The 17959-nt window shown below is 68.8% G+C and carries 14 protein-coding genes and 3 pseudogenes; 6 read left to right on the top strand and 11 right to left on the bottom strand.

Annotation, left to right across the window (positions count from 1 at the left end; all coding sequences use genetic code 11):
* Positions 1-114: 114 nt before the first annotated feature.
* Positions 115-1464: an IS701 family transposase gene (locus tag OG568_RS60510; protein ID WP_329538469.1), complete on the bottom strand. Its 1350-nt coding sequence runs from the start codon at positions 1462-1464 to the stop codon at positions 115-117.
* A gap of 125 nt (positions 1465-1589) precedes the next feature.
* Positions 1590-2555, bottom strand: coding sequence for a hypothetical protein (locus OG568_RS60505; protein WP_329538467.1), 966 nt, complete (start codon positions 2553-2555; stop codon positions 1590-1592).
* Between the two features lie 434 nt (positions 2556-2989).
* Between OG568_RS60505 and OG568_RS60500 the strand changes: the two genes are divergently transcribed.
* From OG568_RS60500 to OG568_RS62070, 3 genes and pseudogenes are all read left to right on the top strand, one after another.
* On the top strand, positions 2990-3382 hold the full coding sequence (locus OG568_RS60500; protein WP_329538466.1) for a peptidase inhibitor family I36 protein: 393 nt from the start codon (positions 2990-2992) through the stop codon (positions 3380-3382).
* Between the two features lie 156 nt (positions 3383-3538).
* Positions 3539-3780 (top strand): annotated as a pseudogene (locus tag OG568_RS62075) (IS630 family transposase); the annotation flags it as partial.
* A 42-nt stretch (positions 3781-3822) separates the two neighbouring features.
* A pseudogene (locus OG568_RS62070) lies at positions 3823-3942 on the top strand (alpha/beta hydrolase); the annotation flags it as partial.
* Positions 3943-4232: 290 nt separating this feature from the next.
* On the opposite strand, the gene OG568_RS60495 reads toward OG568_RS62070, so the two are convergent.
* Positions 4233-7148, bottom strand: a complete 2916-nt coding sequence (locus OG568_RS60495; protein ID WP_329538464.1) for an AfsR/SARP family transcriptional regulator — start codon at positions 7146-7148, stop codon at positions 4233-4235.
* A gap of 592 nt (positions 7149-7740) precedes the next feature.
* Here OG568_RS60495 and OG568_RS60490 point away from each other — a divergent pair.
* Positions 7741-9777, top strand: a complete 2037-nt coding sequence (locus OG568_RS60490) for an APC family permease (protein WP_329538463.1) — start codon at positions 7741-7743, stop codon at positions 9775-9777.
* 194 nt (positions 9778-9971) lie between these two features.
* Here OG568_RS60490 and OG568_RS60485 read toward each other — a convergent pair whose 3' ends face one another.
* The 3 genes and pseudogenes from OG568_RS60485 to OG568_RS60475 all read right to left on the bottom strand — a co-directional run.
* The gene (locus OG568_RS60485) at positions 9972-10436 is read right to left on the bottom strand and encodes a transposase (RefSeq protein ID WP_329538461.1); all 465 of its coding nucleotides are present in this window, start codon (positions 10434-10436) and stop codon (positions 9972-9974) included.
* Positions 10437-10505: 69 nt separating this feature from the next.
* Entirely contained in the window at positions 10506-10754 is a 249-nt protein-coding gene (locus tag OG568_RS60480; RefSeq protein WP_329538460.1) for an IS3 family transposase, read from the bottom strand.
* Between the two features lie 55 nt (positions 10755-10809).
* Positions 10810-11085: pseudogene (locus tag OG568_RS60475) on the bottom strand (transposase family protein); the annotation flags it as partial.
* Positions 11086-11215: 130 nt separating this feature from the next.
* On the opposite strand from OG568_RS60475, the gene OG568_RS60470 reads away from it, so the two are divergent.
* A protein-coding gene (locus tag OG568_RS60470) for an IS5 family transposase (protein ID WP_329538568.1) occupies positions 11216-12012 on the top strand; the annotation gives its coding sequence in 2 pieces (ribosomal slippage) (positions 11216-11558 and positions 11558-12012; 798 coding nt in all).
* Here OG568_RS60470 and OG568_RS60465 read toward each other — a convergent pair.
* The 5 genes from OG568_RS60465 to OG568_RS60445 form a co-directional block, all read right to left on the bottom strand.
* Positions 12002-13363: a sensor histidine kinase gene (locus tag OG568_RS60465; protein WP_329538459.1), complete on the bottom strand. Its 1362-nt coding sequence runs from the start codon at positions 13361-13363 to the stop codon at positions 12002-12004. The genes OG568_RS60470 and OG568_RS60465 overlap by 11 nt on opposite strands.
* 70 nt (positions 13364-13433) lie before the next feature.
* Complete coding sequence (locus OG568_RS60460) at positions 13434-14117, bottom strand: response regulator transcription factor (protein ID WP_329538458.1); 684 nt, start codon at positions 14115-14117, stop codon at positions 13434-13436.
* 107 nt (positions 14118-14224) lie between these two features.
* Positions 14225-15664 carry a DUF2079 domain-containing protein gene (locus OG568_RS60455; protein WP_329538457.1) on the bottom strand — a complete coding sequence of 480 codons (1440 nt, stop codon included), beginning with the start codon at positions 15662-15664 and terminating at the stop codon, positions 14225-14227.
* A gap of 381 nt (positions 15665-16045) precedes the next feature.
* Positions 16046-16963: an IS3 family transposase gene (locus OG568_RS60450; RefSeq protein WP_060898472.1), complete on the bottom strand. Its 918-nt coding sequence runs from the start codon at positions 16961-16963 to the stop codon at positions 16046-16048.
* On the bottom strand, positions 16960-17268 hold the full coding sequence (locus tag OG568_RS60445) for a transposase (protein ID WP_329538365.1): 309 nt from the start codon (positions 17266-17268) through the stop codon (positions 16960-16962). Before OG568_RS60445 ends, OG568_RS60450 begins: the two co-directional genes overlap by 4 nt.
* An 87-nt stretch (positions 17269-17355) precedes the next feature.
* Here OG568_RS60445 and OG568_RS60440 point away from each other — a divergent pair, with 87 nt between their 5' ends.
* Positions 17356-17691, top strand: a complete 336-nt coding sequence (locus tag OG568_RS60440; RefSeq protein ID WP_329538456.1) for a hypothetical protein — start codon at positions 17356-17358, stop codon at positions 17689-17691.
* The last annotated feature ends 268 nt before the right edge of the window (positions 17692-17959 follow it).

Raw genomic sequence — 17959 nt, 5'->3', positions numbered from 1 at the left:
GTGTCGGCGGCGGTTGAATCCTGGCTCAGTCAAGATTTCCGTGAAGTCGATCAGTGAGTCGTCTGGTTCGTGACTCTGTCCCGGCAGCTGTAGTTCTTGATCGTCATGGTGGTGTCATGTGGTCGCGGCGGCGGTGACGTTGTTCCAGCGCCGGTGGCAGGCTTGCGCGATGGCCTGGTGACGGCGTCGCCAGGCGGACCAGTGCAGGACATGGCCGATGTCGTGGCGGAGCGGGGGCAGGGTGGTTGCCCGCAGGATGGTCAGCAGCTCGCGTGCGCTGACCGGGATGAGGCCGACGGCCATGGTGGTGGTCGCGGTGCGGGCGCGGGTGACGGCCAGGACGGCGGTGGCCAGGATGCTGATCAGGGTCCAACGCATCCAGGAGTTCCAGCAGGTCGTCTGGCCCTGGTCGAGTCCGGTGACGCCCTTGGCCAGCTGGAAGTCCTCTTCGACCTGCCATCTGGTGCAGATGATGTGTATGAGGCCGGCAAGGGTGACGGGTCGGGTGGAGTAGCAGCGGTAGAAGGAGAGTTCGCCGGTGAAGCGGTGTCGGCGCACGACCAGGACGGATGTCCCGTCGTCCTCGGTGTCGGGGGCGTCGTCGCTCTGGATGTCGGTCCAGGTCCAGTCGTAGTGGCGGTCGCCCTTCAGGCCGTGACCGGTGAGCATCCGCATCCATGCCCGCCGGGGCAGCCGTGCGGCCAGGGTGGTCGCGGTGAAGCGGCCACCCGGGGTGGTGACCTGGTGATCGGCGCGGACCGACAGGGCGTAGTCGAAGCCGAGCCGGCGAGCACTGCGGCGCAGTTCGCGCCCGCCGTAGACCTCGTCGCCGGCGAACCAGCGTGCACGCAGGCCCAGCTGTCGGGCCCGGGTGAGCATGGCGGCAGCAAGTTCGGGCTTGGTGGCGAAGTCCACGTCGTCGGGGACGTGGGTGAGCAGGCGGCGTTCTTCGTCGGCGGCCCAGTCGGCGCCCAGGTACAGGGCCCGGTCGATCGGGGCATGGCCACGTGCGGAGGCGTAGGTGAGATGGACGGCGACCTGGCACAGACCGATCCCGCCCAGCGCACCGGAGTATTGCCTTGCCGCCCCGACGGCGTCGGTGGAGGACTTCTCGTCCCCCGTCTCGTCCACGATCAACACGGCGTCGTCATCCGCGAGTTCACCGGCCGCCCAGGTGGCCGTCCGGTCGCGCACGGCGTCGTGATCCCACACGCCGCGGGACAAGAAGTGCTGCAGCCGGGACGGCGACGCGTGCCCCAACGCCTCAGCGAGCGTCCAGCAGTTGCGGGTCTCGAGCCCCGTCAGCATCGCCTCGGCCATGTCCCTGGCCAGCAGCCGCGACTCCCGTCGCGGGAAGCAGGCGGCCACCGCCGCCATCGCCGCCATCGCCGCCCTGAAACACTCGCTCCACACCCCACCGGCTATCGTGGCGCCCACGGCCACCGCGTCCTGATCTGTTGTCACAGACGATCATCATCGCGGTGGCCGTACTCGTTCCCGCGGGCACCCCATCAGGCCGCTCACCAGCACGAATCCGTCAACGATCAAGAACTACAGCTGCCGAGACTGACCGACGATCCGGGCGGGGATCAACCGGCTCGGTCCCCGTCCGCGTGGTTCGCGGCGGTCCGCCAGGCTTTGGAGAGTGCCATCGTCTTGAGCTGTCCAGTATCAAGAGCCGGTTTTTCCCGGTCTGCTGGAATTCCGTAGGCTGGCGCGTTGACTGCCATGATGACGACACGGAACCCGTCCTCGCGAACGGTGTCGTAGGTCAACTGCACAGCTCCTTTCCCGTTTCCGGGAGCGGGTCTCTCGGACGCTGTCGCCTTCGTCCCGTCGGGAAGTGTCCGCGCGTCCGTGAAAATCTTCGTGATGCCCGGGTCTTCCGGATCCCATTTCTGCACATTCGCGGCGACGAGGCTTTTCCCCTTTCCGTCGTCGACGACGATATGCCCGAACCCGTCCGAGCCCCCCGGACCGGACGCGTGCATTCCGGCAGGCAGCAGCGAAGTGAGGAGCTTCGCGATCCGCGGGCCGGTCATGGCGGCGACCGGCTCGGGCGTCGAGGGCTTGGGCCGAGGCAGGAGGGAGTGCAGTTTCCCCCACCGCGCGGAGACGGCTATCGCGGTGAGTTGAGCCTGGGTCAGCGGAAGCCCGGGGGGGTGAGCCGCGGTGGCGGCTCCATCGCCGGACGGGCGGCTCTGCCGTACGGCGACCTGGTCACCGTTCGCAGCGATCCAGGTGACGGTGACCGCCTTCGCGCCGGACGGCCGGTCCGGACTCTCCGGCGACCTATCGACGGCGACCCGGGAGCCGTCGGTCCTCGTCGACTCCGTACACCGGCTGTAGGGGAAGTACGCCGTGTCCGGGCAGGGCGGAGGCGCAGACGCCCCCCATCGGGTGAGCGCCACGCTGACCTTCGCCTCCCTGCCTCCCTCGCGGAAGTTGACCTCCACGTAGGGGGGTGTCCCGGTCGCGGGTCCCGCACCGCTCTCCTTCTGCTGCTGCACCGTGCTCCCGCCCGCGGGGAGGAGGTCCTGCAGGGTCCGCGTCATGCGCGCGTGTAGCCTCTCCGCCGCCCCGCCCTCGGACGCAGTCCCTTCAGAAGCCGTACAGCCCGCCAAGGCGGTGAGGCTCAGGCCCGTCGCCATGAGCGAGGACAACCAGTGCCGCTGAACGAAACGGACGCCCGCCATCAAGAATCACCAGTCACATACGAAAGAGGTATCTCTCATCACGTGCACGCACAGCCGTAAATACAGAGAATGCGTACACGGTGACCGTAGCCCGATGCCGGGCCCGGGAGATAGAAAGACTGTGCCGTCCGATCGGAAACACGCGCCAGTCCAGCGAGGCTGCGAACTGCTCGCGGCCCGCAAAATTGGCGCCGACTTTCTATGACCTGGCCGCCCTCCGTCGGCACTCTGAATGTGCAACCGCGGACAGTGCGACCGTCGACAGTCCGCACCCTTTTCTCTGGAGGATTGAAGTGAAGCGTCCGATCGTCGGTATTCTCACCGCCACGGCTCTCGCGGTCGGTGCCGCGGCCACCCTCGCACCCACCGCCTCGGCCGCGGTCACCCCCACCTGCTCGGCCACCACTCTCTGCACCTGGAAGGACGGCGGCTACTCGGGTGCCTCCTACTCCTTCCCCGCCAACAAGTACGTCACCATCCAGAAGAACGACCTGAAGTTCACCGACGGGTCCCTGATCAACGACAACATCTCGTCGGTCTACAACAACTCCCCGATGCGGGCGACGCTCTACACGAACTCGAACTACCAGGGCCTCTCCTGGTCCCTGCCGCCTTACACGGGCATCTACTCCCTCGCCGGCGTGTACAACGACTCGTTCACCTCGATCTACATGACCGTCGCCTGATCGAATCCTGCGCCGACCAACGCGCCTGTCAGAGCCCTGTCTCCGACCGCCACGGACGAACGCCCCTTCGGTGGCCGCCAGCTCGACCCGGCAGGCGGCCACCGGGCTTCAGCCCAGCACTCCACGAACGGCGGGTGATCGGGCGCTGTCGAGCATGCCGTAGAACGCGACGAGGAGGCGATCTGCGGCTGGGTGAAGGAGACCTGGCCGCAGGTGGAAGGGACGCGGCGGCGCTCAACGCATGGATCGCCTTCGAGGACGAGTCCGGCTTCTCGATGACGCGGCCGACCGCACACACCTGGGCCTGTTGCGGGCACACCCCCGTCATCCAGGTCCGCGGCCGCTCTCGCCGCCGGATCTCCATCGCTGTCCTGAACTGCTACAAGCCTGGCGAACGCGGCTGATCTACCGGCCACCACCAGCTCGGCGGACTGAGGCGTATCTCCATCAGCGTCCGGCTCGCGGCGGTCGGGCCGCACGTCGTGGCGGCCAACCTCTACGCCGGCAGCTTCGTACCCGGCGCCATTCTCGAGGAGGCCCGGCGGGTCACCATCCCGCTGTGGGGGCAGTTGCTCTCGCGTCGCCTGCCGTGCTCCCTTCCCCCTCGTGTTCTCCGTGCACGAGGGGGACCCCGACGAGCAGACGGCGGTGCGCCACGTCCCTTCGGGGTACGGCGACTTCCACCGGGTGTCCGCCGCCACTGGCAGCTGTAACCCTGGCGCTTAGGCTGCCCTCGAACCCCCTTGTCGGGCCGCCGACATTCTCGGCGGCCCGACGGCCCAGCAGCCTGGCGAAGAGCGGGAATCCGTCGGCCCGACAAAGGTCTACGGGCAGGCGATCGGGCACCGGATCAGGCGTCCGCGAAGACGGCCCCCGGTGCGGTGTCCTCGGGCAGATCCCTGATGCGCGTCTGCTGGATGTCCGAGGGGCTCAGCTGGTCCAAGATCTCCAGGCCCTCGGACCAGGCGGCCCGCGCCGGTTCCGGATCGCCGAGGCTCAGGTGCGCGTCCCCGAGCCGCATGAGTGTCCCGGCGATCAGCCAGGGACTGCCCCCGTTCTTCTGGTCGAGGGCGAGGGAGGTGGTGAGGCTGGTGACCGCCTCCCCGTACTGTCCGAGGTGGTACTGCGCGAGGCCGACGCTGTCCCAGATGATCGCCGCGTTGGACTCGTCGCCCAGCTCGACGCACAGGTCCAGTGCCTCCTGGCAGTGCCGCAGCGCCTCCTCGTACCGGCCGATCGCGATCAGGATCCACCCGACGGTGTTGAGCGTGAAGGCCACGGCCGTCTGCGCGCGGTCGTCACCACTGGTGTCGAGGGCGCGGAACAGAGCCAGGGACCTCCGCGCCGCAGTCAGGGCCGCGTGCAGGTCCCCCTGCCGTTCGGTGGCCCAGGCGAGGGTGCCGTAGCTCTCCGCGGTGGCCCTGGTGTCCCCAGCCCGGGAGAAGCACGCGATGGCCTCCCGGGCGTGCGCAGCCGCTTCGTCGAAACGGCCGTACCCCGCCATGGCGATGATGAGACCGCGGTGGGCGTAGCCTTGGGCGGTGTGGTCCCCTAGCCGGCGTGCCGCCTCCAGGGCTGCCCGGTTGACGTTCTCCTCCTCCCGCCACAGCCCGCGCAGATGGAGATACGGCGCCATGGCCCACGCGAGCTGCCAGGTGTGGACGTCGTGCCTGTGCGTGGCAGCCTCCTGCACACACAGCAGCAGCGTCGCCCGCTCGACATCGAACCAGCGCATCGCACCGGCCAGGTCCATGGCCTCATCATCGACGACGACGCCCTCCAACAGAGGGGCCAGGCCGATCAACGCGCGTGCTGGACCCGCCAGTTCAGCCCTCCGGAACGCCATGTGGAGATAGTGATCGAACATGCGGTGCCGAGCGGCCCGCGCCTCCTCGGGCGAATCGACGCCGTCGGTCAGCTCGGTCGCGTAGGCACGGAGCAGGTCGTGGAGGAAGTAGCGGCCCAGGGTCTCTTCGTTCAGGAGATGTGCCTGGAACAGTTCGGACAGCAACTGCCGTGCGTACGGCATGAGATGCCCGCCGAGGCTGGCCGCCGCGGCCACCGTGACGTCGGGACCGGGGTGCAGCGCGAGCAGGCGGAACAGACGGGCCGCGTCGGAGGAGAGCGCCTGGTACGACCATGAGAAGACGGCGCGTACGTCAGCGGAGGGATCGCCGCCCTCGTGGAAGACGTGCAGACTCTTCGCACTGTCCCGCAGTTCCTCCGCGATCACCGCGAGCGGGAGGGTGCCACGGGCGGCGGCGCGGGCGGCGGCCACCGCCAAGGCCAGGGGCAGCCGAGCGCACCGCGCGATGATCTGCGCTACGGCATCCGGCTCCGCCGCGACCCGCTGCTCCCCGAGCCTGCGCGAGAGCAGCGCGCGGGCCTCGTCCTCGGGTAGGACGGTCAGGTTCAGGGGAGTGGCACCGTCCACGGCGATCAGTCCGGTCAGCTGGTTGCGGCTGGTGACGATGACCAGACAACCGGGTGTGCCCGGCAGCAGCGGCCGTACCTGCATCGCGTCGCGGGCGTTGTCCAGCAGGACCAGGACCCGTTTGCCCGCGAGGAGAGTCCGGTACTTCGCTGTCAGCGAGTCGACGTCGTGGGGCAGACCCTGGGGGGCGGCCCCCAGGGACTCCAGCAGACTCCGCAGCGCGTAGTCGGGTGCCACGGGGGCATCGGCCGGATCGAAACCGCGGAGGTTGAGGTACAACTGTCCGTCGGGGAAACGGTCGGCGACCTTCCACGCCCAGTGCACCGCGAAGGCGGTCTTGCCGGCGCCGGCCATTCCGGCGACTGCGCTGATGACCACTGTCCCCTGCGGGGACAGCTGCATCACGCTGTCCAGCTCCGCAGTCCGCCCGGCGAACACCCCCAGATCTGGGGGGAGATGCGCCACCACGGCAGGGAGTGATGGCGAAGCCGGCTCCGGTGCCGCCACCGCGGCGGGGAGCGCGAGTGAGGGCAAAGGCGGAGCAGGCTCCGGTGCGCTCGGCGGCGCGAGCAACTCGGCGTCCGCGCGCAGGATGCGCTCGTACAGGGACCGAAGTCCGGCACCGGGGCCGACATTCAGCTCGTCCGCCAGAAGCAGCCGTGTCTCCTGGTAGACGTCGAGAGCCGCCGCCTGCCTGCCCGAGCGGTACAGGCTGAGCATGCGCAGTTCACGGAGGCGTTCGTCCAGCGGATGCTCGGCGACCAGCGCGGTCAGTTCCGCGGCCACCTGCTCGTGCGCCCCCAGGCCGAGCTTCAGCGTCAGTTGGGCAAGCAGCGCCGACAGCCGCATCTCGCCGAGCCGGACCCGCTGGGACCTCGCGTACTCGCCGCGCACACCGGACAGCGCGCTGCCGTGCCAGAGCTTGAGAGCCCGTTGAAGACAGTCGAGTGCGGCCACTGTGTCCCCCGATCGGCGCGCCTGCTCGGCCTCGACGGCCAATTCCCGGAAGACGTGCAGGTCGAGGGCCTCCTTGCCGACAATCAGCCGGTATCCGTCGCCGGTGGAGGCTATCTCCGCACCGGCGGGGCCGCCGCTGTCCTTCAGGGATTTGCGCAACCGGTGTACATACGTCCGGACGACGGCTGGCGCCGAGGCGGGCGCCCGGGTACCCCACACCGCGTCGATCAAGTCGCTGTTCGGTACCGGTGCGTTCTCGGCGAGAAGCAGCACGGACAGCAGTGCCCGCTGCTGCGGCGACCCGAGATCGATCTCGTCCGGTCCACGCCACGCGCGGACTGGCCCCAGTACCGAAAAGCGTATGCCGTCCACCATTCTCTCCTTTCCAGGCGGCTCGTACGCGACTCCAACAGACAGCCCCGCTGCGTGGTACATGGCCAAGGGGAACGAAGGACAGACCCGATGACGTCGACGAGCCGGCGAAGGGGCGTGAGCCACGACGGCGGAGGACGAGGTGGGATCGCCACCCCAGCGGACCTCCGTAGCGGCAACCCGCGCCCTGTGCGGTCCCCTGGCTCCAACATACATTCGCACCCTATGCTTCCGGTTCAAGTGCGACGCGCGGGCCGCTCAGGGCAACGCCCGGGCCAGGCAGAGCAGTTCATCACCGCCAGGTCGTGGACGACAGGTCGGTCCGCCCGGTCTTGCGGAAACGCGGTGAACCGATCCCGCTTCGCGCCCGTTGCCCCACGCAGAAGGACAGACGGCGGCCAGCGGCGACGGCCCGGCACGACGGAGCCGGCCACGGGGGCCGCAGCAAGCGTGAGCTCGCCGTCCGGGATAAGCCGCGCCGGCCACCACCTATGTCACCGGCATGCTCATCACTCCGAGGTGCGACTGCTGAAGAAGTTCAGAACCTGTGAACGATAAATGCATTATGAATGTATTGAGGAGCAAGGCTCAACTGATGTCAGATCTAAAGCATGTGCTGATCGGGCGGGCTCTGCGTAGTGACCGGCTGGGCGAAACGCTCCTGCCGAAGCGCATCGCCCTACCCGTCTTCGCCTCCGACCCGCTGTCCTCCGTTGCATACGCCCCCGGAGAGGTGCTGCTGGTCCTGTCCATCGCGGGCGTGTCGGCGTACCACTACAGCCCCTGGATCGCCCTCGCGGTCGTCGTGCTGATGTTCACCGTCGTCGCCTCCTACCGGCAGAACGTGCACGCCTACCCCAGCGGCGGCGGGGACTACGAGGTGGCCACGACCAACCTCGGCTCCAAGGCGGGCCTCACCGTCGCCAGCGCTCTGCTCGTCGACTACGTCCTGACCGTCGCCGTGTCGATCGCCTCCGGCATCGAGAACCTCGGCTCGGCGGTCCCGTTCGTGGTCGAGCACAAGGTGCTGTGCGCGATCGCGGTGATCGTGCTGCTGACGCTGATGAACCTGCGCGGGGTGAAGGAGTCCGGCTCGCTGTTCGCCATTCCGACGTACGTCTTCGTCGGCGGCGTCTTCGTCATGATCGCCTGGGGCGCCTTCCGCGGGCTCGTGCTCGGCGACACCATGCAGGCGCCGACCGCGTCGTACGAGATCAAGGCCGAGCATCAGGGCCTGGCCGGCTTCGCCCTGGTCTTCCTGATGCTGCGCGCCTTCTCCTCCGGCTGTGCCGCGCTCACCGGCGTCGAGGCGATCTCCAACGGTGTGCCGGCCTTCCGCAAGCCGAAGTCGAAGAACGCGGCGAGCACCCTCGCGGCGATGGGCCTGCTGGCCGTCACCATGTTCTGCGGGATCATCGCGCTGGCCATGGTCACCAAGGTCCGCATGGCCGAGAACCCGGCCACCGACCTGATCCACAACGGCGTCGCGATCGGCTCCGGCTACGTCCAGAACCCGGTGATCTCCCAGGTCGCCGAGGCCGTCTTCGGCAAGGGCAGCTTCCTGTTCGTCGTGCTGGCCGCGGCCACCGCGCTGGTGCTGTTCCTCGCCGCGAACACCGCGTACAACGGCTTCCCGCTGCTCGGCTCGATCCTCGCCCAGGACCGCTACCTCCCGCGCCAGCTGCACACCCGCGGCGACCGCCTCGCCTTCTCCAACGGCATCGTGCTGCTGGCCGGCGCGGCCGGACTCCTGGTGTGGATCTACGGCGCCGACTCGACCCGGCTGATCCAGCTCTACATCGTCGGCGTGTTCGTGTCCTTCACGCTCAGCCAGACCGGCATGGTCCGGCACTGGAACCGCCACCTCGCGGTCGAGAAGGACCAGGCCAAGCGCAGGCACATGCTGCGCTCGCGCGCCATCAACACCTTTGGCGCCTTCTTCACCGGCCTGGTGCTGGTCGTCGTCCTGGTCACGAAGTTCACGCACGGTGCCTGGGTGGCGCTGCTGGGCATGTGCATCTTCTACGCGACGATGACGGCCATCCGTAAGCACTACGACCGGGTCGCCTCCGAGATCGCGGCTCCCGAGGGCCCGAGCGACGACAGCGTTCGGCCCTCCCGCATCCACTCCGTCGTCCTGATCTCCAAGATCCACCGCCCGACGCTGCGCGCCCTCGCTTACGCCAAGCTGATGCGCTCGGACTCGCTGGAGGCGCTGACCGTCAACGTCGACGCGGCGGAGACCAAGGCGCTGCGCGAGGAGTGGGAGCGGCGCGGGGTCGACGTACCGCTGAAGGTGCTGGACTCGCCCTACCGCGAGATCACGCGGCCGATCATCGAGTACGTCAAGAGCCTGCGCAAGGAGTCGCCGCGGGACGCGGTGTCGGTGATCATCCCGGAGTACGTGGTCGGCCACTGGTACGAGCACCTGCTGCACAACCAGAGCGCGCTGCGCCTCAAGGGCCGTCTGCTGTTCACGCCGGGCATCATGGTGACGTCCGTGCCCTACCAGCTGCAGTCCTCGGTGCTGGCCCGGGCCCGGGCCAGCACGCGGCAGGAGTGGAACGCGCCCGGTTCGGTACGGCGTGGTCCGGCTGGACGAGAAGAGAATGAGGAGGATGCCGAACACTGAGCCTTCTCAGAAGGGCCACCGATCGAGTGACGCCCAGGGCAGCGGTTCGCGGCAGCACGGCGTAGGCGCCCTGCTCGTCGACATCGTCAACACCCGGGGGTTCATCACTCGACGGAGGGGCCGCTGAAGAAGCTCAATCTGTTAGATGAAGCACTTGACCTGCTCCTCGGCTGGAGGACCCCGTTGGGGATCTCTCATTTCGAGTGGTGGGGGTCGAGGAGTCGGCTGAGGTGGGTGGAGCGGGTCGGTTCAGGAAGGGTGCCGTGTTCCCAGGCGTCGATGCGGATGAGGTTGATCGCGGTGGCGGCCAGGCAGTGGCCGAGGTGGGTGCGGTCGGTGCCTCGGTAGCGGGTGCGGCGGGTGCCGGTGCGGTGGACGATCTGGTGCATGGTCGACTCGATTCCGGCGCGGGCCCGGTAACGGGTGCGCCAGGCTTCGGTGCCCTGTTCACGGCGTCGCTGTTGCAGGGCTGCACGCTGACGGGGCTCGCGCAGGGTCAGGGCCCGCCCCCACGTGATGTTCAGCGAGGTGGTGCACTTCTCCCGTAGCGGGCAGGGGCGGCAGGTGCCTGCGGAGAAGCGCGCCTGGATAATCGGGGCGCCGTGCCGGGTATGGGTGTGGGCCCAGGAGATGCTGGTCTGTCCGGCGGGGCAGGTCACGGTGCGGGCGTCCTCGTCGATGAGGAAATCATCGTGTGAAGTTCCCCCCGCGAACTGGACAGCGGGTGTTTACGCTGCCGGGACGAGGCTCTGCCTGAGCAAGGATCTCGTTTCGAGCGGGGTGACGTCCCCGTAGTCGGGGTGCCGACGGAGCCGGCTGCGGTTGTACTCGACCTCGACGTAGCGGAAAACGTCGGCCCGGGCGGCCTCGCGGGTCTCCCACATGGTCGTCCCGATCTCCGCTTTCAGGATGGCGAACCAGCTTTCCGCGGCGGCATTATCGTAACAAGAGCCGACGCGCCCCATCGACTGCCTCATGCGCAACTTGCGTATTTCGCTGCGGAATTCGTCACTTGAACCTCTTTCATCCTGATTATTGGCAGGTCAAGAGGGTGTGCACGGCTGCCACGGTCCTGCCGACGTGGTTGGTCGAGCAGCGTGCTCGCCGCAACAGGCGCCAGGACTTGAGGCGGGCGACAGCGCGTTCGCCGCAGGCGCGCAGGCCGGCGTGGTCGCGGTTGTACTGCTGGTAGCACTCGGGCAGGTCACGGCCGTAGCAGGGGCTGCGGACGGTGGCGCTGGCACCCTGGCAGGCCCGGTCGGCGAGCATGAGGATCTGCCGGGTCAGGCACGCGTGGACGATGCCGGGGGATCGATCGCCGGTCACGGCTCGTCCGCGCCGCCGGGCAGGCGGACGACGAAGCAGGCTCCCGGGCCGTCCGAGCCGAGCGTTAGAACTCGTCTCATTTGGGGATGTTCGATAGTCTGGCGTCGTGGGGATCGTTGAGCGTCTGGCGCCGGATGAGTTGTGGGAGCTGTTCGTGCGGGTGGTGCCGCCCGCTCCCTCGCGGCCGCAGGGCGGTGGCCGACGGCGGCACGGAGACCGCGAGGTTCTGGCGGCGATCGTCTTCGTGTCCACGTCGGGCTGTACTTGGCGGCAGTTGCCTCCTTCGTTCGGGCCTTCGGGGCCGACGGCCCACCGGCGGTTCAGCGAGTGGAGCAAGGCCCGGGTCTGGGCCAAGCTCCACCGCCTGGTCCTGGACGAACTGGGTGCTCGCGGCGAGTTGGACTGGTCCCGCTGTGCGATCGACTCGGTGAACATGCGGGCCCTGAAAGGGGGGAGCTGACGGGTCCGAATCCTGTAGACCGGAGCAAGAAAGGGTCGAAGATCCACTTGATCACCGAGCGGACCGGTCTGCCCTTCTCCATCGGCATCTCCGGCGCGAACCTGCACGACAGCCAAGCCCTCGAACCCCTCGTGCGAGGCATCCCGCCGATCCGCTCCCGCCGCGGACCACGCCGCCGCCGGCCCGCCAAGCTGCACGCGGACAAGGGCTACGACTACGACCACCTGCGACGTTGGCTCCGCTCACGCGGAATCACCCACCGGATCGCCCGCAAAGGCATCGAGTCCTCCCAGCGACTCGGCCGACACCGCTGGACAATCGAACGCACCATGGCCTGGCTTGCCGGCTGCCGTCGACTGCACCGCCGCTACGAACGCAAAGCCGAGCACTTCCTAGCCTTCACCAGCATCGCCTGCACCCTTATCTGCTACCGCCGACTCACCAAATGAGACGACCTCTAAGTGTGCCGCTGTGGCGATGGGCGAGTTCGCGGGCGATGGCCAGTCCCAGGCCGGTCCCGCCCGAGGTGCGGGCACGGTGGTCGTCCAGGCGGGTGAACCGCTCGAAGATCCTTTCGGTATCGGCTGCGGGAACGCCCGGACCGTCATCGCACACCGAGGTGACGACCCGGTCCCCCTCGACGCGGACGGTGAGACGCACGCTGTGCGTCGCATGGCGTACCGCGTTGTCGAGGAGGTTGCGCAGCAGTCGTTCCAGTTCCTGCGGCCTGCCGGAGACAAATGCCGGTCCGGGGGTGTCGGGACGGACATCGGGGTGTCCTTCCGCCTGCTCGCGTTCGTGGGCGAGCCGCTGGGCGAGGGCCGACAGGTCGACTGACGTGGCAGCGGTGCCGGGTGCGTCGGCGTCCAGACGGGCCAGGAGCAGGAGGTCCTCGGTGAGGGACCGCAGACGGCGGGTGTGACGTGCGGCAGTGGCCACCGCGGTCGGCCAGTCCGTGCGGTCGGGATAGGCCAGCGCGACCTCCAGGCTGGTCAGGAGTGTGGTGAGCGGGCTGCGAAGCTCGTGCGCGGCGTCGGCGACGAAGCGCTGCTGCAGGGTCGCCGCCGCGTCCAGGCGTTCCAGGGTGGCGTTGATGGTGCGGGCCAGGGCGGCGATCTCGTCCCGGGTGTCGGGCACGTCGACGCGTTCCCGGGGCTGCCTGGCGGTGACCTGGGCGGTGCGGGTGCGGATCGCCTTGACGGAACGCAGGGCCAGGCGGGTCGCGGTGTGCGCGGCGACGGCGACCAGGACGACACCGACGACGCCGGTCATGAGCACGACGCGGTCGGCGGATTCCATGACGTGGTCCGCCTCGGGGGAGGTCAGCAGCACGTACACGCGCAGCAGTCCGTCGTCGGCGATGGCCATGCTGACGGCCTTGTCGTGTCCGAGATCGCGGGCCTGGATGTCGGCGGTCAGCGCCTGGACGGTGCGGCCGGTGAGCGCGGTCCGCGGGGTGCCGGGCGGGTGCGGGAGGTGGACGGTGCGTATCGTCCATGGGTCCCAACGGGTGGGCGCGGGCAGTAAGTGCCTCTGCCGCGAGCCGAGTTCGTCCAGGTCGCTGCTGGCGCCGCCGGAGGCCGACCGGCCGGAGATGACCACTTCGTAGGGCAGGGGGCCGAAGCCGCCGGGCAGCGCACCCCGGTAGAGCTGATCCAGCACTCGTTCCATCTGGCTCTCGGCCTGGGCATGGGTGGCGCCGACCTGCTGGCGGTGCAGTGTGGTGTGCGCCCAGACGCCGGTGGTGGCCAGGACCGCCGCGGCGGCGGCCGCGGCGGCCAGGGCGGAGCGGGCGCGCACCGACCGTGGCCATGGCCACCGCCACGACCACCGCCACCGCCACCGCCACCGCCAACCGCTGTGTCGGTCGTCACGCTCGCTGTTCACGGTCGTCCACCAGTCGGTACCCGGCGCCGCGCACCGTTTGCAGGGACTGCCGCCGGAACACGGTGTCGATCTTCCGGCGCAGAGAGCTGACGCGGGCTTCGACGAGGTTGGGGTCCACGGCCTCGCCGGGCCAGGCGTGGTGCAGCAACTCGGCCTTGGACACCGCCTGTCCGGGCCGGCGGGCGAGCACCTCCAGGATAGCGAGTTCGCGCGGGCTGAGCTCGACGCGGCTCCCGGCCCGTCGGCAGGTGCGGGAGGCCGGGTCGACGGTGAGGTCCCCCACGGTCAGGATCAGTGGCGCCGCCGAGGAGGAGCGACGCAGCAGGGCCCTCAGCCAGGCGACCAGGACGACGTACGAGAAAGGCTTGACCAGGTAGTCGTCGGCGCCGGTGTCCAGCGCCTCGGCCTGGTCGTACTCGCCGTCCTTGGCGGTGAGCACCAGGATGAGGGTGGTGATCTCCTCGCGGCGCAACTGGGCGCACACCCGGTAGCCGCTGAGGCCCGGCAGCATCAGGTCCAGCACGATCAGCGCGTAGTCGCCGGTGCGGGCCATCCACAGCCCCTCGTGCCCGTCGTTGGCTATGTCGACGATGTAGCCCTCCGCCGTCAGCCCCGTGTGCAGGGCTTCGGCGAGGTCCTTCTCGTCCTCGATCAACAGGATTCGCATACGCGGCAGCCTCCTTCGTGGGCCTCATGAGCCGCTGTGCGGTCGCGCCGTGGCCGGCGCGCCGCCACTGTCCGGCACGTCATTTCTGCTACGCCGTTTCTAGTACGTCATCGGCGGCGCAGCAGGAGGTAGCCGTTGCGGTCCAGCACGGTCAGGTAGCCGTGTGCGCGTGCGGCGTCGAGCAACCGCCGTTCCCTCTCCGGCGAGTTGGGCCATCCCTGCGGGGTGGCGGTGTCGACGACAATCCACTGCGGGTCGGGACGACTGCCGGGAAACCCGAACACCGTCACCTGCGCCCGGTCCGTCAGGTGCGGCACGAGCCGGTTGGAAGCGGCTACGGTCGCCCCAGTGGGGATGCGTTCCAGGACGCGGTGGGCCTGCGCCACACGCGGGTCAGTCCTCCAGGTGTTGGTCTGGAAAATTTGCACGAGCGGGAACTGCGGCAGCAGCAGAGCCGTCACCGCGCCTCCGACGGCCAGGGAATACCGGCGCTGACGGACGTCCGCGTACCGCAGGGCCTCGAGGAACGCGACGAACACGATCGGCATGAGCACGGCGCTGTAGTGGAAGCCGGTCCCCCAGTACGCGGGGTTGTCCGACAGCAGCCGCCACGCCAGGTCGGGGACGCAGACCCATATCAGAGTCGAGCGCAGAGCGAGAAAGGCCATGGGCGCCAACAGCGTCAGCAGCATGATCGCCTTGGGTTCGGGCGTGATCACGCCCACGGTGTAGTGGCGCAACACGTCCAACGGACTCCCGCCTTCCGCCCCGGCGGTCGGCAGTTGGCCCCAGTAGGCGAAGTCCCCCTGCGGATTCACGGCGGGTACAACGACCAGGATCTCTAGCGCGCTGCCCACCATGCCGACCGCGGCCAGGACGGCGCCCGGCCGCGGATACCCGCGCCAGACCATGACACAGCCGATGGCGGCCACCGTCAGCCCCATGTCCTCCTTGACCGACAACAGCGGCACCACCCAGGCTGCCGCCGCGCGACACCGGCCCTCGGCCACTGCGACGAGGCCGAACGCCAGGAGGGGTACGGCGAAGGCGCCCTCGTGGAAGTCGAAGCCGACCGCGCTGGCGATGCCCCAGGACGTGCCGTACAGCAGTGCCGTCACGACGGCGGCGGGACGGCCCAGCACGCGCTGCGCGAAACGGGCCAGCGGGACCACCGAGACCGCCAGGAGCACCGCCTGGGCCAGCAGAAGGGTCACCGGAGTCAGCCACAACCGATAGAAGGGGGCCAGTAACGCCAGTACGGGGGAGAAGTGGTCGCCGAGAAGGGTGAATCCCGGGTCATTCAACTCCGCCACCGGCAGGTGACCTTGCGCGTAGGAACGCACGGCCTGCTCGAAGATACCCAGGTCGTAGCCGGTGGACAGCATCCGCTGGTGCAGGCGTACGGACACGGCGCCGTACGCGGCACACAGGGCCAGCGCCACCGCCCAGGTCCAGGCCGTCCCCTCGGCGCGGGCGGCCGGCGGCTCGGGCACAAGGGGCGGGCGGGTGTTGGACGCGTGGGTCGGCGTGGGCACCGTCATACTCATGGGCGCAAGGCCTTCCAGATCGGCGATCGTTTCGGTCAACCGTGCCGGTCCCTCGCTGACTCTTTCCTGACGCGACCTGACGGGACGCTCAGCAAGCATCAGGCGCCGCCCTCGGAGGCCGCCTTCTCCACACTTGGCGTGAACGTGGGTCCGCTCCTTCCCCATATGCCGCCGCGCCGTGCGTCGAAGGCGGCCGAACCCGCTATATCTGTCGACTACGTCGACGTCGGCACAGGGGTTCACCCCTTCCCGGAGCACGAGGGCCCCGGCAGGCGCCAGATTCGACAGAACGGTGACGGCCCAGATGTAGGCCGGCCGTACTCCCCCAGGACCTCGCCACCGCGCTCATCTGAGGTTCCCCCGGTGTGCGGGAGGTGCTGATCAGCTGGTCAGGGCGGGTTGACGGGGTTTCAGGTTCGTTCGTTCGGCCGTTGCCTGGTCGGCGTAGTGCTTCTCCTCGAACTCGACCGGACTGAGGTAGCCGAGCCGCTTCTGGATGCGCCGGGAGTTATAGAAGCCGTCGATGTACTCGAAGAGCGCGAGATTCGCCTCGGCCCGGGTGGCGAAGACGCGGCCGCGGATGCACTCCGTCTTGATGATCATCCACAGGTTCTCCGCGAGAGCGTTGTCGTAACTGTCCCCGACCGAGCCCATGGATGCTTCAACTCCCGCTCGTAGTAGTCGAGTTGTGAGCTTCACGGATGTGTATTGACAGCCGTGATCGGCATGGTGGACCAGCTTGCCCGGTTCGACCTCCCGGCTCGCGAGGGCGTACTCGAGGGTGGTCAGGACCAGGTCGGCGTCCGCGCGGGCGGAGGTTTCCCAGGCGACCACCCGGCGGGAGAACGCGTCCCGGATCGCGGACAGCCACAAGGGCCCCTCACCGGTGGTGATCATGGTGAGGTCGGTGACCCACAGCCGGTTCGGCGCGGATGCGGTGAAGTCCCGCTCGACCAGGTCCGGGGCGAGTGTGGCCTTGGGATCGCGGCGTGTGAAGCCGCTTCGGCGGGGGCTGATGCCCGCGATGTCGGCCTCGCGCATCAGGCGCTCGACCCGTTTGCGGCCCACGCGGACGCCCTCGCGCTTGAGCACGGCGTGCACGCGCGGCGAGCCGTAGATCCCGCCCGAGTCGGCGTGGATCTCCTTGATCTGCCCGGTGAGTTCCACGTCCCGGCGCCGGCGTTCGCACGGCTCGCGCTCGGCACGACGCCAGCGGTAGTACGTCGAGGAGGCGATGGAGAGTTCCCGGAGTACGCACTCGACCCCCAGGTGCGGGTGCTCGTCAACGAGCGCCGTCACCTGGGCCGGGTCGGGTCGAGCTGCGCCGCGAAAAACGCCGAGGCCGTCCGCAGGACCTCGTTTGCCCGCTTGAGCTGGATGTTCTCCTTGCGCAGCGCGGCAAGTTCGGCGCGTTCATCGGTGGTCAGCCGATCATCCCGCTCGTCGGCGTCCGCCTCGGCCTGGCGGATCCAGCCGCGCAGCGCCTCCGGATGCACGCCGAGGTCGACGGCGAGCTTCTTGATTTGGGGCTTCGGTTCGGCGGTGCGGTACATCCGCACCGCACGCTCACGCAACTCCAGCGAGTACTTCCTGGGGGCAGCCATGGTCGATGTTCCTCTCATGAGTCCCATCTGACCCTCTGTCAACACACTCCGCATCTCGGGGGAACCTCAATCCGGAAGACGAGAACGATGCTGCGCGCCGCGTCCGGGACCGGTGACACGACCGTCCTGAGCATCACCGACCGGGAGCGGGACATCCCGCGCATGCTCTCCAACGGACTGGAGACACCCCAGATCGCCCGCAAGCTCAACTACTTGGATCGCACCCAAAGAACATCCCGCACGGCACGCTCGCCCGACTCGGCCTCCGCAACCGCTCCCATGCCGTCGCGTGCGTCCTCCGTGCCGGGCCTGCTGAGACCACGGCTCAAGACCCACCGGCGCCAGGCCGACGCCCCGGCCGCGCCGAGTCCGTCCTGGGTGTCCGCTTCGCTCGGTGAACTGGATCACACAGCGAGCACGTAGCGCTCAATGGGAGCAACCGGCATCCGTCACACAGCATTTGAAAGCCATCGCTCACACGACATGGCCGGCACCAGCCCGCTGGACGCCCCCGTGCCCCGTCCGCCCGGACAGGGACCACCCCTACCCCGGAGGGCCGCATGGCAACTTCCGACCACCTCGACCGCGAAACAACAGCGGACCGACGGCGATCCGCCACGACGGGAGATCCCGAACTCGACAGCCTGATCACCCTCAACAACACCTGGCTCACAAATGAGCTCACCCGCCC

It is taken from the genome of Streptomyces sp. NBC_01450 (assembly GCF_036227505.1).
GTDB lineage: Bacteria > Actinomycetota > Actinomycetes > Streptomycetales > Streptomycetaceae > Streptomyces.
This window is presented reverse-complemented; position numbering and strand designations above follow the sequence as displayed.